Below are 14,855 nucleotides of genomic sequence, written 5' to 3'. Positions count from 1 at the left end.
ACGTAGAGCAGGCGTGCAGACATGATCAAGCCTCAGTGGATGCTTGCTTATAGTTGTAGCCGATCGGGTGCGGCATGTTGCGTGCCTTGGCCAGTTCGATCTGTTTTTGACGGTCGATGGCGCTGCGGCGGGTCTTCTCGCTCAGGGTGTTCCAGCAGTGCGGGCAACTGATACCGGGCACGTAATGCTCGGAAGCGCGATCCTCGACGCTGACCGGGGTACGGCAGGCATGACACTGATCGTAGTCGCCTTCGCTCAGGTCGTGGCGCACGGTCACACGGTTGTCGAACACGAAGCAGTCGCCCTGCCATTTGGTCTCTTCCTGCGGCACCTCTTCGAGGTACTTCAGGATACCGCCCTTGAGGTGGTAAACCTCTTCGAAGCCTTCGCCCAGCATGTAGCTCGACGCCTTCTCGCAACGAATGCCACCGGTGCAGAACATCGCGACCTTCTTGTGCACCGCCGGATCGAAGTTGGCTTTGATGTAGTTGGGGAATTCGCGAAAACTGGTGGTTTTCGGATCGATGGCGCCTTCGAAGGTCCCGATCGATACTTCGTAGTCGTTGCGGGTGTCGATCAGCAGCACTTCAGGGTCGCTGATCAGCGCATTCCAGTCCTGCGGCTCGACGTAGGTACCGACCTTCTTGTTCGGATCGACGCCTTCGACGCCCAGGGTCACGATCTCTTTCTTGAGCTTGACCTTGGTGCGATAGAACGGCTGCTCGTCGCAGTACGATTCCTTGTGGTCGATGTCGACCAGGCGCGGATCGTTGCGCAGCCAGGCCAGCAGGCCGTCGATGCCTTCGCGACTGCCGGAAACCGTGCCGTTGATGCCTTCTTCGGCAATCAGCAGGGTGCCTTTGATGCCGTTGTCGAGCATCGCTTGCAGCAGCGGTTCGCGCAGATTGACGTAATCTTCGAGGGTGACGAACTTGTACAGTGCCGCCACGACAATTGGTTGTGTCATGGGTGTTTCTCCAGGTGGCTACCCTCGTAAAGGGTGAACCGGATGCGAAAAAAAACGCGCCGGGTGAGCGGCGCGTTGCGGATTCTAGCAAAAAACCTCAGTTCATTGCTGCAAGGCTCAATGCTTGCTGCCGCCGGCACAGGTCGGCGACGCCGGAGCGGCGCCCACCTCTGCCCATTCCTGCGGGGTGTAGGTGTGCAATGCCAACGCATGGAACTCGCCCATCAGCTCGCCGAGCGTGCCGTAGACTTTCTGGTGGCGCTTGACCCGGTTCAGGCCTTCGAATTGCGCGCTGACCACCACAGCCTTGAAGTGGGTCTGCAACCCGCGACTGTGCATGTGGCTTTCGTCCAGCACCTGCAGATGCTCAGGCTGAAGCAGCGCCAGCGTCGATTCGATGCGTTGTTGCATGGTCATCACGAACTCCGCTTACTTCTTCTTGGCCGGAGCAGCGCCTTTCGGTGCCAGCTCGTTGGTCATGTCGTCCAGCAACTTGTTGACGACCGGTACTGCGGGTTCCAGTTTGGCCTGGGTCATCTGGGCCGACTGCTGGGTCAGCTGCGGCATTTTTTCCAGAACTTTCTTGCCCAGCGGCGACTGGTAGAACGCGACCAGGTCTTTCAACTCCTGTTCGCTGAAGTTGCTGGTGTAGAGCTTGACCATGTCCGGTTTCAGCTTGTTCCAGCCGATGGCCTGGTCCAGGGCGGCGTTGGCCTTGGCCTGATAGGTATCCAGTACGGCTTTCTTGGATTCAGGAGCCTTGGTCTGTTCAAAACGCTGGGCGAACATCTGCTGCACTTGCATGTACACCGGAGTACCCAGTTTGTCAGCGTGCGCCAGGGTCAGGAAAGCTTCGGCACTGGCGTTGTGGCTGGCGGTATCGGCAAGCACCTGGCCGCTGGCGCAAACCAGTGCAACCGCGGTGCAGATGGCACGAAGACGAGTCATCGAGTTTCCTTTTCAGCTAGGCGAGGTTAAACCCCAAGGGCGACCATTCTGCGCCTGAACAACGCTGCGGCTCAACCCCCCGGGCCTTGCCGCGCTTGATTGACGGGGAATTGCCGGTCAACAATCGACTGGAGGGAACCACCCGGGCCGACACCGGCCTAAATTGCGCAAACAGACCAACAGGAGTGTGCACGATGAGCCGTATCGAAACCGACAGCCTGGGCCAGATCGAAGTCCCGGACGACGCTTACTGGGGCGCTCAGACGCAACGCTCGCTGATCAACTTTGCCATCGGTCAGGAACGCATGCCCTTGCCGGTCTTGCATGCCCTGGCGCTGATCAAGAAAGCTGCGGCGCGGGTCAACGACCGCAATGGCGACCTGCCCGCCGACATCGCCCGCCTGATCGAGCAGGCCGCCGACGAGGTGCTCGACGGCCAGCACGACGACCAGTTCCCGCTGGTGGTCTGGCAGACCGGCAGCGGCACCCAAAGCAACATGAACGTCAACGAAGTGATCGCCGGACGCGCCAACGAACTGGCCGGCAACCCGCGCGGCGGCAAGACGCCGGTGCACCCCAACGATCACGTCAACCGCTCGCAGAGCTCCAACGACTGCTTCCCCACGGCCATGAGCATCGCCACCGCACAGGCGGTGCAGGCCCAATTGCTGCCGGCCATCGCCGAACTGTCGGGCGGTCTGGCCGAACTGTCGGCGCGGCACATGAAGCTGGTGAAAACCGGTCGCACCCACATGATGGACGCCACGCCGATTACCTTCGGCCAGGAAATCTCCGGCTTCATAGCGCAGCTGGATTACGCCGAGCGGGCGATCCGTGCCGCGTTGCCGGCGGTCTGCGAACTGGCCCAGGGCGGCACCGCCGTCGGCACCGGGCTCAACTCGCCCCACGGCTTCGGCGAAGCGATCGCTGCCGAGCTGGCTGCTCTCTCCGGCCTGCCGTTCGTCACCGCGCCCAACAAGTTCGCCGCCCTCGCCGGCCATGAGCCGCTGACCACCCTCTCCGGCGCCCTGAAAACCCTTGCCGTGGCGCTGATGAAAATCGCCAACGACCTGCGTCTGCTGGGCTCCGGTCCCCGCGCAGGTTTTGCCGAAGTGAAGTTGCCGGCCAACGAACCGGGCAGCTCGATCATGCCCGGCAAGGTCAACCCGACCCAGTGCGAGGCGCTGTCGATGCTGGCGTGCCAGGTGTTGGGCAATGACGTCGCGATCGGCTTCGCCGCAAGCCAGGGTCATCTGCAGTTGAACGTGTTCAAACCGGTGATCATCCACAACCTGCTGCAATCGATCCGTCTGCTGGCCGATGGCTGCAGCAACTTCCAGCAGCATTGCATCGCCGGGCTTGAGCCGGATGCCGAAGTCATGGCGAAACACCTGGAACGCGGCCTGATGCTGGTGACAGCGCTGAACCCGCACATCGGCTACGACAAGTCAGCAGAGATTGCCAAGAAGGCCTACAGCGAAGGCAAAACCCTGCGCGAGGCGGCGCTGGAGCTGGGCTATCTGACCGATGAAGAGTTCGATGCCTGGGTGCGGCCGGAGAACATGATCGAGGCCGGCGCCAAGGGCTAGATTTTGCAGCGCCTGAAAATCCGTCTTCGCGAGCTTGCTCGCGAATGAGGTTGGCGCGGTTTAACTGGCGGCCATCTTCATCCGCCGGGCCTTGAGCCCGGCAATCAGCGATGGTCCCAGTGCCACCAGCGCCGACCCCAGCACCACCAGCACCGCCCCGCCATAACCCAGGCCGTTGATCTGCTCGGCATGCACGTATTCCGGCCAGATCCACGCTGCCAGCGCGACGGCACCGAAGGTTACCAATGGCGTGATCGCCAAAGTCGCGCTGACCCGCGAGGCTTCCCAATGCGCCAGCGCCTCGGCAAACGCGCCATAGGCGATCAGGGTATTCATGCAGCACGCCAGCAGCAGCCAGCCCTGCAACGGGCTCAACTTAAGCGTTTCCAGCGGGTGCACCCACGGCGTCAACAGCAAGGCGCAGAACAGATAGATCACCATCATCACCTGCAACGAGTTCCACACCGTCAGCAGCTGCTTCTGCCCCAGGGCATAGAACGTCCAGACCGTCGACGCCAGCAGCACCAGCAGCACACCGGCGGTGTAATCAGATAAAGACGTGAGCAACTCCGCCAGGCGCTGATTGAAAAACAGTGTGAAGCCGATCAACAACACCGCCAGGCCAATGCCCTGGCCGATGCTGAAGCGCTCCTTGAACACGAACAGACTGGCGATCAGCAACATGATCGGCCCCATCTGCACCACCAGTTGCGCGGTGCCCGGGCTGAGCAGGTTCAGGCCCATCAGGTACAGCATGTAGTTGCCCACCAGGCCCAGCACCGCCATCAGTACCAGCCAGCCACCCTTCGGGCCGAGTACCTTGCGACTCGGCAACCGTCGGGTCGCCGCCAGATAAATGAACAGGCAGCCGCCGGACACCAGAAGGCGAAACCAGGTCACCGTGATCGGGTCCATCACCTGCAGCACTTGCTTGAGCTTGATCGGCAGAATTCCCCACAGAAACGCCGTCAACAAGGCGAGGAACATGCCGTACACCCAGCGACCCGACGAAACGTGCATGAGAACCCCGAAAGCCTAAGACAGGAACGCACATTCTAGGCGCTGCGGCAGGCATGACACAGGGACAGTTGCGATCGGGCCGCAAATGGGACTGTACAGGTCGCAGCATTAAATTGACGTACTGCCGTTGATCGGCTGACGAAGCGCTGCAACTGCTTCAGGCATAAGCTCTTCGGATCCTATTCAGCGCAGCGCTCAAGGAGATTGACCATGTTCGGAATGCGCGCCCAGGACAGCGCCCCCGCCATGCACTTTCGCAGCGATCGGGTGTGTCGGGTCAATGGCGAGCTGTTTTTCAGTACCCGAGAGAACACCCTTGAAGGACCGTTCGACAGCCTCGAGGAAGCCGAGCAGGAAATAAAGGCTTACATCGCGCGGATGCAGCTTATGGATTCCGACAGATAGACCAAGGCACTACCTTCCTTCGCGAGCAGGCTCGCTCCCACAGGAAAATGCACTCACCTGTGGGAGCGAGCCTGCTCGCGAAAGCGGTGGATCGAACACCCCATCAGTGTTTAACGCACGGCTTCAAACAACCCGGTAGCCCCCATCCCGCCACCCACGCACATGGTCACGATGCCGTAGCGCATATTGCGTCGTTGCAACTCGCGCACCAGATGCCCGACCTGGCGTGAGCCGGTCATGCCGAACGGATGGCCGATGGAAATCGAACCGCCGTTGACGTTGTACCTTTCATTGTCGATTTCCAGCCGGTCCCGGGCGTACAGGCACTGCGAGGCGAACGCTTCGTTCAACTCCCACAGGTCGATGTCCGCCACCTGCAGACCTTTGGCCTTGAGCAGCTTCGGCACGGAGAACACCGGGCCGATGCCCATTTCGTCCGGCTCGCAACCGGCCACGGCGAAACCGCGGAAAAACGCCTTTGGCTTGAGCCCCAACTGCAGGGCTTTTTCCAGGCTCATCACCAGCGTCATCGAAGCGCCATCGGACAATTGCGAGGAGTTGCCGGCAGTCACCGAACCATCCTCGGCGAACACCGGTTTCAGTCCGGCAAGGCTGTCATAAGTGGTGTCCGGGCGGTTGCAGTCGTCGCGATCGACAATGCCGTCAAGGATCTGCACCTCGCCGCTGTTCTTGTCCTCGACCCGGTATTTCACCGCCATCGGAACGATTTCATCATTGAACAGACCTGCTGCCTGCGCCTGAGCGGTGCGGATCTGACTTTGCAGCGCGTAACGATCCTGCGCTTCGCGGCTGACACCATAACGACGCGCCACCACTTCCGCGGTCTGGCCCATGGTGTAGTAGATGCCGGGGGTCTGCTGCTTGAGCAACGGGTTGATCAAGTGATCGGTGTTGACGCTTTTCAGGGTCAGGCTGATCGACTCGACACCGCCGGCAACGATGATGTCGCTGCAACCGGAAGCAATCTGGTTGGCGGCAATCGCAATTGCCTGCAAGCCCGAAGAGCAGAAACGGTTGAGGGTCATGCCCGCCGTGCCGGTGCCCAGTCGCGAAAGCACCGCCACGTTGCGCCCGATGTTGTAGCCCTGGGCGCCTTCGTTGGAACCGGCACCGACAATGCAGTCCTCGACGCTGGCCGGATCGACGTCGTTGCGCGACAGCAAGGCGTTGACACAATGGGCCGCCATGTCATCGGGGCGGGTCTGGTTGAACTTGCCGCGAAAGGACTTGGCCAGGCCGGTCCGTACGCTGTCGACGATCACCACTTCACGCATGGCATACCTCATTGCTGCAGTCGGTTGAGAGTGGACCGAGCATAAGTCCACCTCATCACCCATCGCGACAATCATTCACCTCGCGTATGCGGGTTCATCGCTCAGTCCTTTTGCTTCTTTTCCTTCTTGCCGGATTTCTCGAAGGCTTCTTCCAGCGCTCGATTGATCGTGCGCAGCACCTTGACCCGGGCCCAGCGCTTGTCATTGGCCTCGACCAGTGTCCATGGCGAGATTTCGGTACTGGTTCGGTCGACCATGTCGCCCACCGCCGCACGGTAGGCGTCCCACTTGTCGCGGTTGCGCCAGTCGTCTTCGGTAATCTTGAACCGCTTGAACGGGATCTCTTCACGAGCCTGGAAACGCTCCATCTGCGTGTCCTTGTCGATGGCCAGCCAGAACTTCACCACGATCACCCCGGCATCGGCGAGCTGCTCTTCGAAGTCGTTGATTTCACCGTAAGCGCGCATCCAGTCGGCGGTGCTGCAAAAGCCCTCGATCCGCTCCACCAGCACCCGGCCGTACCACGAACGATCGAACACGGTGAACTTGCCCCGGGCCGGGATGTGTCGCCAGAAGCGCCACAGGTACGGCTGCGCTCGTTCCTCTTCGGTCGGCGCGGCAATCGGCACGATGTTGTATTGACGCGGATCGAGCGCCGCCGCCACCCGCCGGATCGCCCCGCCCTTGCCCGCCGCATCGTTGCCTTCAAACACCGCTACCAACGCGTGCCGGCGCATGCGTTTGTCACGCATCAGCCCGGACAGTCGCGCCTGCTCGGTGATCAATTGCTCTTCGTAATCTTTCTTGTCCAGACTCTGGGTGAGGTCAAGGCTGTCGAGCAGATTCAACTGATCCACCGACGTGCCCAGCGGTTGGGCACTGACCGCGCTCGAATGCACATCGGGGCGCTTCAACGCGTTTTGTAAGCCTTCGAGCAGAAGCTTGCCGACTGTCAGGCTGCGGTAGTTGACGTCCACCCCTTCGATGACATGCCACGGCGCATAGTCCCGGCTGGTACGGCGCAGGACCCGCTCGCCGTATTTGACGAATTTGTCGTAGGTCTGCGACTGCTGCCAGTCCAGCGGGCTGATCCGCCAGCTGTGCAACGGGTCGTCGGCCAGCGCCTTGAGCCGTGCCTTCATCTGCTTCTTGGACAGGTGAAACCAGAACTTGAAGATCAGCGCGCCTTCGTCGCACAGCATCTTTTCCAGACGTTCGGCCCCGGCGATGGCCTGGTCCAGTCGCGGATCCTTGAACAAGCCGTGTACCCGGCCCTGCAGCATCTGGCTGTACCAGTTGCCGAAAAATATCCCCATCCGCCCCTTGGCCGGCAACATTCGCCAGTAACGCCAGGCCGGTGGCCGCGCCAGCTCTTCATCGGTCTGCTGGTCAAAGGTACGCACTTCGATCAGGCGCGGGTCCATCCACTCGTTGAGCAGCTTGACCGTCTCACCCTTGCCGGCGCCTTCGATGCCGTTGATCAGGATGATCACCGGAAAACGCTTTTGCTGTTGCAATTCGAACTGGGCTTCAAGCAAGGCTTCACGCAGGGCGGGCACGGCGGCGTCGTAGGTGTCTTTGTCGATGGCGTGACCGATTTCAGCGGATTCGAACATGGGGACGGCTCCTTCCAGGATTCAGCAAGACTAGCGGATTGGGCACGGGCGCGGCACAGAAATTCCCGCTGGCGGCGGATTGTCCGCGAGTCATCCGCAGCAAGGTTTGCCATGGATCAAGCGCGACCCGCGTGATCGGCTAGAATGGCCGCCTTGCCGTTGCCGAGCCTGCCATGAAACCTGTAATGCCCCACGCCCAACTCGACTGGGATGACCAGGGACGCCCGCGTTCGCGAGTGTTCGACGATGTGTATTTTTCCGATCAGTCGGGGCTGGATGAAACCCGCTACGTATTCCTTGAACAGAATCGACTGGCCGAACGCTTTGCCGCTCTGCCGGCGGGCGGACGACTGGTGATCGGTGAAACCGGCTTTGGCACCGGGTTGAATTTTCTCTGCGCCTGGCAACTGTTCGAACAACACGCGGTGGCCGGTGCGCGGCTGCATTTCGTCAGCGTCGAAAAGTTTCCTTTGAGCCCCGCCGACCTCCAGCGTGCGCTGGCGTTATGGCCTGACCTGAAGCACCTCAGCGATCAACTGCTCAAGCATTACGTGGCAATCCATCAGGGCTTTCAGCGCATGGTGCTGGACAACGGGCGGGTCACCCTGACGCTATTGATCGGCGATGCGCTCGAGCAATTGCCGCAACTGGACGGCCAGATCGACGCCTGGTTTCTCGACGGTTTTGCCCCGGCGAAAAACCCCGAGATGTGGACCGCCGAACTGTTCGCCGAACTGGCACGGCTGGCGGCACCCGGCTCGACCATCAGCACGTTCACCAGCACCGGCTGGGTGCGTCGCCTGCTCAATGCCGCCGGGTTCAAGATGAAGCGCACGCCGGGCATCGGCCACAAATGGGAAATCCTGCGTGGCGAGTTTCTCGGCTGGCCAGAGAATGTGCCGTTACCCGCAGCGGACAAACCGTGGTTCGCCCGCCCGGCGCCTGCCACCGGAGATCGCCGTGCCCTGGTGATCGGCGCCGGCCTGGCTGGTTGCGCCACGGCCGCCAGCCTCGCGGCCCGGGGTTGGCAGGTCAGTCTACTGGAGCGTCATGCAGCGGTGGCGCAGGAGGCCTCGGGCAATCCGCAAGGCGTGCTGTACCTGAAGTTATCCGCACACGGAACGGCGCTGTCGCAACTGATCGTCAGCGGCTTCGGCTACACCCGGCGTCTGCTGGAGACCCTGCAGCGGGGCACCGACTGGGATGACTGCGGCGTGCTGCAACTGGCGTTCAATGAAAAGGAACGCGAGCGTCATGCACAACTGGCGGCAGCGTTTCCCGAAGATCTTCTGCAATGGCTTGATCAACCCGAGGCGCAGCTGCATGCGGGTGTCGGCCTGGCGCATGGTGGATTGTTTTATCCCGAGGGTGGCTGGGTACATCCGCCAGCATTGTGTCAGGCACAGTCTGCACAGCCGGGTATCACGCTGCTCAACCATCAGGAAGTCCTGGAGCTGCGCAAGGCGGGCGGTCAATGGCAAGCCTTCGAGGGCCAGCGCTTGATCGCCTCCGCCCCCGTCGTGGTGCTGGCCAGTGCTGCCGAGATCAAGCGTTTTGCCCAAAGCGCGGACCTGCCCCTCAAACGCATTCGCGGGCAGATCACCCGACTGGCGCAGACCGAAGCCAGTCAGTCCCTGGCCACGGTGGTCTGCGCTGAAGGCTATGTCGCACCGGCACGGCTGGGCGAGCACACACTCGGCGCCAGTTTCGACTTCAACAGCGAGGATTTGACCCCGACCACCGCCGAACACCTGGGCAACCTGGCAATGCTCGAAGAAATTTCCAGTGACCTGGTTTCGCGTCTGCATATTGATGAGCTGGCGCCCGAGCGTCTTGAAGGACGGGCGGCGTTCCGCTGTACCAGCCCCGATTATCTGCCGATCGTTGGCCCGCTCGCTGACCGCGAAGCCTTCATCCAGACCTATGCCGCACTGGGCAAGGATGCGCGGCAGGTGCCGGATATCCCTTGCCCTTGGCTCGACGGGCTGTACATCAATAGCGGTCATGGCTCTCGTGGTCTGATCACCGCACCACTGTCAGGCGAGTTGCTCGCGGCCTGGCTGGATGACGAACCGTTGCCACTGCCCAGAAGCGTGGCGCAAGCGTGCCATCCGAACCGGTTTGCCTTGCGACGACTGATAAGGGGTCAATGACCTGTTGTCATGGACCTTTATCAACCAGCGGGCATCACGCAAGCGCTGCCCTCAACCAACCGCAGCACTTGCTCGGTCAATCGCTCGAGCAAGGCACTTTCGGCTTGCTCCAGCCGTGCAGCACACCTGTTCATTTCACTCAGATAGTCGACCGAGCTCAGCTCTTCGGAGCGTTCGAACAACGCCTGAGCCTCTTCATGAAAAGGCGCCCGGGCGTCGTCGAACTGCGTTACGAAGCTGCCTTTCACGTAATCGCTCCAGAATGGTTGGCGAACCAGAAACGCCAGCCACTCGGGAGACAGCTCGGCGGTCTGTACTCGATTGATGGCCTCCAGCAAGTTCGCCCCGGTCACTTGCGCGATCGCTGCATAACGCATATGCGAAGGCTGCCCGGGCAACTCGAACGCCTCTGCGAGCCCCGAGCGATAGGCAAGGGCTACCTCCAGAGGATCAGGTGCCGAGCGGGTCGCGGCATGTTCCGCTGCAATATTGTCCAGTTGTTCAAGCCGAAACAGCCCTCTCGCCAGCTTGATCAGCGACGGCGCCGAAGGTTTCCGGCCACCGGACGCACGGGTCACGCGACGGACCTGTACCGCCACCTCCAGATGACTGAAATTCAGCGCCGCGGTATCCGTGCAATTGATCGGATTGGCCGCCAGATCGAAGATCTGCTGACGTAACTCGGCATCGGATTGCGTGGCCTCGAGCACATTCCAGACCCGCCGCGACATGTCCTCACGCACGTGCGCGGATTCGGCAGAGTTGCCCAGTTCCGCCAATAACCGAAACAGACCTTCAGCCATCGGATCGTCCTTGATCGCGGTCCATGTCTGCAGATGTCGAGAGCCCACCGTCCCTCCCGTTTCAGTCAACCAGATCGAGCGTGCCAGGTTTTCGTCCAGTCGCGCGTGGTCGTCTTCCAGATACCCCATCCCCACACCCACCGACTTGCGATAGGAATCAAGATGGACTCTGCTGGTGTCGGAAATCGGGTTATTGCGCAAGTTGATCGTTTCACTGAAGCGTCGGGAGGTTTCAAAGAGCCAGTGGGGCAGATCACGGATATCGTTGTCCCGCAGATCTACCCTTTTCAGATTCGGCAAAAACCTCAACCCCTTGGGCAGTTCTGTAGCACGAGTGTTACGCAGGCAAAGGTGATTCAGATCGAACAGCTTGCCAACATCCACCGTAGCCCCCAGACGGTTCCCGTTCAGATTCAGACTTTGCAAAGTGCGTAAACGGGACAATGTCACCAGCGTATGTTCTGTCAGTTGTATCCGGTTGTTTTCCAGACTCAGATGCTTGAGGTTCGGCATGTGCGAAATGACCTCGGGCAGCCGGGTCAGCTGATTGCTGTCCAGACTGAGGGACTCGACCTGCTTGAAGGCTTTGAGGAAGTAGACGACATCGTTCTCCAGTTGCATGTTTTGCAGAGACAAATAGCTGACATGATCGAAAGTCAAACCCGCAGGCAGGATCGGCAGCTTGCCGCCTCGCATGCCATCAAGGTTCAAACCGTACACCAGGCGCTCGAATTCATCGCGCTGGAAAACCAGCCGGCAAAAGCAATCCTCGATCTCGAAAGCCATGCTCTGCCGGCATTCACGCACTTCATTCAGTCTGCCACCGAGGGCTTTCATGGCCGCCTCGTCATCCATCCAGACATCCATGACATCGCGCAGTCTCTTGAGCTGCTCCTGCAACTCCCTGACCCGAAGCGCCCGAGTGAGATGATCGCCGCCTGCCTGATCAAGAAACTCCTTGGCCTGCTGGTCGGTAAACAGCGGGAAAAGTTTTTTTACCTTGCGCAACAAGCGCCGTGAGTAAGCCGGGGTCTCGACCGGCGAATCGGCAAGGGTGCAGGAAGACTCTTCAACCGGTAACTCGAAGGGCTCCCCACTCAACAAACGGGCGCAGCCTTCACGCTCGTCCATGGCGACGTCCAAGAGTTTGCTGCGCAAGCGCGCGCCATCCTCCGCTTTCACACCGGAAAAACCCAGTGCCTCTCGCTGCTCCGCTGGAAGACTTTCAAGGATGGCCTGATAAAGACTGTCGGACCCGGCTGCGACCCGACCCAGCGATCTGGCCTGACTGTCGAATACTTCATAGCCGCCTTGCAGCCTGACCAGTGTGCGTGCATCTGCCGATGTGAACGGATGCGGGCCAAGGGACTCCAGCACCGCGCCTTTTAGCGTCAGGGCCCGCACCTGGAGTGGCAGCTTCGGGTCCCAGCCGCTGAGCTGCGGCAATAACCGGATCGCCAGTTTCTCTGTATCGGCATTCGCGATGTCCGCGAGATAGAAACCGGTCAGAGCCCGCTCCACACGTACGGCGTCCGAGGCCTGCCGGAGGCGTTGCGCCAGGCCCATGGGGAACCGCCCGGCGGTACGCAAATGAGAACGCTCCACACTGGGCGATTGTCTGAGTATTTCCTGTGCTTGACGTGCCGGCACCTCAGGATAGGCATTGAGTGCCTTTATTGCTTCGCTGGAATCGCGCTGATCAACACGTCGATACATGGATTCGAATACCGGTATACGGTCGGCCTTGACCTCCGCCCCCAGAATCTTTGCCAGTTGGCTTCCCTCATTGCCAGGACTGACTGCCCCCCCTAGCAGAGCCCCCCTCTCCTGCGCAGACATGCCTGACAGTACCGCTCGCAGCAGTTCCCCTTTTTCCAGCTGGTCCTGACGCACGATGAGACTGACGGTGTCATCGTCGATGGCGTTGGCAGGATAGGTGGCCGAGATCCTGCCATTGCCATCGATGACCTTGATATAACGATCGGACGGCCAGCGGGTGAGTCGGGGCAACGCATGCAGCTGTTCATGAACGTATTTCGAGTCGCTCGCGCCACCCCGCTCCATTGCGGCAATGAACTCCCGCAGCCTGCGCTCGAGCCGGAAACGTTCGACGGTGTCCTGAAAGCGCGCAGGGAGCGACCGGTTGCTTTCACAGAGTCGATGCAACTGCTGAGCTCCCAGGTCGCTCAACCGACGCATCATGTTCAGGTGAGCGTCTTCGAACTCGACCAGCGTCGGGTCGATACGTTTGAGAGTGTAGGCACTGCTCCATTGATCCGTACGCTCCGATGCATGACGCCAACCGCCGTGCCGGCCCTGTTCAACTCCGGGTGCATAGGCTGTCGCTCGTCGCGGATGCCGGACGTGCCAGCGGCCGGAAACCGGATCCTGTTGCACTGCGAACTCCTGATCCCCCATGCGGATGAACACTTCGTCGTTGATCCGATAAAACCCTGCGGCATCAGGTTTCATGTCGATCCCTGCCGACAAGGATTGACGGTAACTGCCGAGTTCAGGCTTCCAGAGGCGGGACCGACCATTACGGTCAAGAATGGAGGCAAACGATTCAAAAAACTCCGGATGCTTGCGTACCGTCTTGATTGCCAGCGACTTCAAGCCCTTGATCCCCGCACCGGTGGCGGCCATAAGCACGATGTTTTCCGCCACACTGAGCATGTGTGTCAGTGCCTCCTGCCGGTCACCGCGACTCCAGTCCTCGACCCCCTCATAGACTTCGGCGAGCAATTGCCCCACGGCAACCCCCATCATCAACTGTCCGAGCACCGGTACGACCAGACCGGCCAGGTTCGCCACTGTCATGCCGATTTCCAGATAGTGCAGCAGTCGCTTCTCGCGCTCTTCTTCATCCACATCTGCGGTGGGGACCGCCAGCGCCCGGGCATCGAATTGCAGCTTGGCAATGTGGCTCTTGAGCAGATAGTCGAACAGTGGACCGGCCATGGCCAGTTGCTTGAGGTGTCCAAGGCTTCGACTGCTTGCAAATGCGCTGAAGAAGTCCGCCTTGTCGGCCTCACCAAGGCAATGGATGAAGTAGGCCTTGTAGCTCTCGACTCCCAGCTTGAAACCCAGATACTCCACAAACGCAGTGAAACTGGGGTATTCGTACAACGGCTGATCAGGTTCACCCGGCATGTACACCAGGCACCACTCACCGGGGTACAGCTCGACGTTACGTTCGGAAAACACCACGACGCTCCAGATACAACAACCGTGAATCTCGATGCCCTGCATGATCAGGGGCCGTCCCTTATAACGCGGGCCCTCGGCACCCACGACGCCGCCTGCATCGATCAGGCGCTGCACGGTCTGGAATCCATCCTGAGTAATGTGCTCTTTGGCCAGCGCCAGATGCAGGTCGAACTGCAACAACAGTTTTTTCAGCGTGGTGATGTCGCGAATCATCGAGCTGCCAATCAAGGTCTTGCCATCGACCTCCTTCAATCCGAAGACCTGCTGGAAATGTCGCTGATAGCTCCGTCCGAGATCCAGTTCGCGACAGAAGGCGGCAAACGTTGCCGGCGTCAGGCCTGGAACGCCGTCGGGCTCGTTGGCGATACGGATCACGCTCCCCTCGGGCAGGCCACCTGTCTGTGCTTCCTCTTCCGTGAAGTTCTGCATGGCCGCTTCCAGCAGCGTAATCCTGGCAGGCTCGTAGACCGGCGGACCGCCTCCGGGCGGGATCGTGGGCTCGCAGCCGCAAGCGACTCCCGGCAGCTCCAGAAAATCCTTCTCGACGTCAATGTCCCCTGGCCATCGAGCCGCGACGGCGTTGTTCAACCTGACGAAGCAAAAGTCGTTCAACGGGCTCAGCAGATTCAGATCGAGCTCGACCTTCGCCTGGGCGGCATGCAGATCGCGCGCCGTCTGATCCAGGGCTGCCAGGGTGGTTACCGAGGCTTTCAGCAGCGGGGGAGGCAGGCTTTTTTGCAAACTCTGGGCGGTGTCCAGATCGCCGCTGGCTTCCAGCAAATAACTCAATATCTGCTTTTGGGTCGGTGGCGACGGCGAAATGACGGTATTGATACTCGACATGGGCAA

The 14,855-nt window shown here is 60.5% G+C and carries 10 protein-coding genes; 3 read left to right on the top strand and 7 right to left on the bottom strand.

The window, feature by feature from the left end; translation table 11 throughout:
• Positions 1 to 25: 25 nt before the first annotated feature.
• The 3 genes from ACK6BI_RS07420 to ACK6BI_RS07410 form a co-directional block, all read right to left on the bottom strand.
• Positions 26 to 967 carry a rhodanese-related sulfurtransferase gene (locus ACK6BI_RS07420; RefSeq protein ID WP_409316541.1) on the bottom strand — a complete coding sequence of 314 codons (942 nt, stop codon included), beginning with the start codon at positions 965 to 967 and terminating at the stop codon, positions 26 to 28.
• Positions 968 to 1,084: 117 nt separating this feature from the next.
• Complete coding sequence (locus ACK6BI_RS07415) at positions 1,085 to 1,384, bottom strand: BolA family transcriptional regulator (RefSeq protein ID WP_065257175.1); 300 nt, start codon at positions 1,382 to 1,384, stop codon at positions 1,085 to 1,087.
• Positions 1,385 to 1,396: 12 nt separating this feature from the next.
• Positions 1,397 to 1,915, bottom strand: coding sequence for a DUF2059 domain-containing protein (locus tag ACK6BI_RS07410; RefSeq protein ID WP_085710833.1), 519 nt, complete (start codon positions 1,913 to 1,915; stop codon positions 1,397 to 1,399).
• Between the two features lie 194 nt (positions 1,916 to 2,109).
• Between ACK6BI_RS07410 and ACK6BI_RS07405 the strand changes: the two genes are divergently transcribed.
• Positions 2,110 to 3,504: a class II fumarate hydratase gene (locus ACK6BI_RS07405; protein WP_409316540.1), complete on the top strand. Its 1,395-nt coding sequence runs from the start codon at positions 2,110 to 2,112 to the stop codon at positions 3,502 to 3,504.
• A gap of 60 nt (positions 3,505 to 3,564) precedes the next feature.
• Here ACK6BI_RS07405 and ACK6BI_RS07400 read toward each other — a convergent pair whose 3' ends face one another.
• On the bottom strand, positions 3,565 to 4,524 hold the full coding sequence (locus tag ACK6BI_RS07400; protein ID WP_409316539.1) for a DMT family transporter: 960 nt from the start codon (positions 4,522 to 4,524) through the stop codon (positions 3,565 to 3,567).
• A gap of 210 nt (positions 4,525 to 4,734) precedes the next feature.
• Here ACK6BI_RS07400 and ACK6BI_RS07395 point away from each other — a divergent pair, with 210 nt between their 5' ends.
• Positions 4,735 to 4,929, top strand: a complete 195-nt coding sequence (locus ACK6BI_RS07395) for a DUF6316 family protein (RefSeq protein ID WP_409316538.1) — start codon at positions 4,735 to 4,737, stop codon at positions 4,927 to 4,929.
• Positions 4,930 to 5,039: 110 nt separating this feature from the next.
• Here ACK6BI_RS07395 and ACK6BI_RS07390 read toward each other — a convergent pair whose 3' ends face one another.
• Both ACK6BI_RS07390 and pap read right to left on the bottom strand, forming a co-directional pair.
• Complete coding sequence (locus tag ACK6BI_RS07390; RefSeq protein WP_409316537.1) at positions 5,040 to 6,224, bottom strand: thiolase family protein; 1,185 nt, start codon at positions 6,222 to 6,224, stop codon at positions 5,040 to 5,042.
• A gap of 101 nt (positions 6,225 to 6,325) precedes the next feature.
• Positions 6,326 to 7,840 carry a polyphosphate:AMP phosphotransferase gene (gene pap / locus ACK6BI_RS07385; RefSeq protein ID WP_409316536.1) on the bottom strand — a complete coding sequence of 505 codons (1,515 nt, stop codon included), beginning with the start codon at positions 7,838 to 7,840 and terminating at the stop codon, positions 6,326 to 6,328.
• Positions 7,841 to 8,013: 173 nt separating this feature from the next.
• On the opposite strand from pap, the gene mnmC reads away from it, so the two are divergent.
• On the top strand, positions 8,014 to 9,993 hold the full coding sequence (gene mnmC / locus ACK6BI_RS07380; RefSeq protein WP_409316535.1) for a bifunctional tRNA (5-methylaminomethyl-2-thiouridine)(34)-methyltransferase MnmD/FAD-dependent 5-carboxymethylaminomethyl-2-thiouridine(34) oxidoreductase MnmC: 1,980 nt from the start codon (positions 8,014 to 8,016) through the stop codon (positions 9,991 to 9,993).
• A 20-nt stretch (positions 9,994 to 10,013) separates the two neighbouring features.
• On the opposite strand, the gene ACK6BI_RS07375 is transcribed toward mnmC, so the two are convergent.
• The gene (locus ACK6BI_RS07375; protein WP_409316534.1) at positions 10,014 to 14,786 is read right to left on the bottom strand and encodes an NEL-type E3 ubiquitin ligase domain-containing protein; all 4,773 of its coding nucleotides are present in this window, start codon (positions 14,784 to 14,786) and stop codon (positions 10,014 to 10,016) included.
• Positions 14,787 to 14,855 lie beyond the last annotated feature (69 nt).

Source organism: Pseudomonas sp. KCJK9016 (genome assembly GCF_046231795.1).
Lineage (GTDB): Bacteria > Pseudomonadota > Gammaproteobacteria > Pseudomonadales > Pseudomonadaceae > Aquipseudomonas > Aquipseudomonas bananamidigenes.
The sequence above is the reverse complement of the archived record's forward strand: the minus strand, read 5'-3'. Positions and strand labels throughout refer to the sequence as shown.

Coding starts and splice junctions, on each gene's coding strand:
- ACK6BI_RS07420 (WP_409316541.1), bottom strand. CDS start 967: ATGACACAACCAATTGTCGTGGCGGCACTGTACAAGTTCGTCACCCTC.
- ACK6BI_RS07415 (WP_065257175.1), bottom strand. CDS start 1,384: ATGACCATGCAACAACGCATCGAATCGACGCTGGCGCTGCTTCAGCCT.
- ACK6BI_RS07410 (WP_085710833.1), bottom strand. CDS start 1,915: ATGACTCGTCTTCGTGCCATCTGCACCGCGGTTGCACTGGTTTGCGCC.
- ACK6BI_RS07405 (WP_409316540.1), top strand. CDS start 2,110: ATGAGCCGTATCGAAACCGACAGCCTGGGCCAGATCGAAGTCCCGGAC.
- ACK6BI_RS07400 (WP_409316539.1), bottom strand. CDS start 4,524: ATGCACGTTTCGTCGGGTCGCTGGGTGTACGGCATGTTCCTCGCCTTG.
- ACK6BI_RS07395 (WP_409316538.1), top strand. CDS start 4,735: ATGTTCGGAATGCGCGCCCAGGACAGCGCCCCCGCCATGCACTTTCGC.
- ACK6BI_RS07390 (WP_409316537.1), bottom strand. CDS start 6,224: ATGCGTGAAGTGGTGATCGTCGACAGCGTACGGACCGGCCTGGCCAAG.
- pap (WP_409316536.1), bottom strand. CDS start 7,840: ATGTTCGAATCCGCTGAAATCGGTCACGCCATCGACAAAGACACCTAC.
- mnmC (WP_409316535.1), top strand. CDS start 8,014: ATGAAACCTGTAATGCCCCACGCCCAACTCGACTGGGATGACCAGGGA.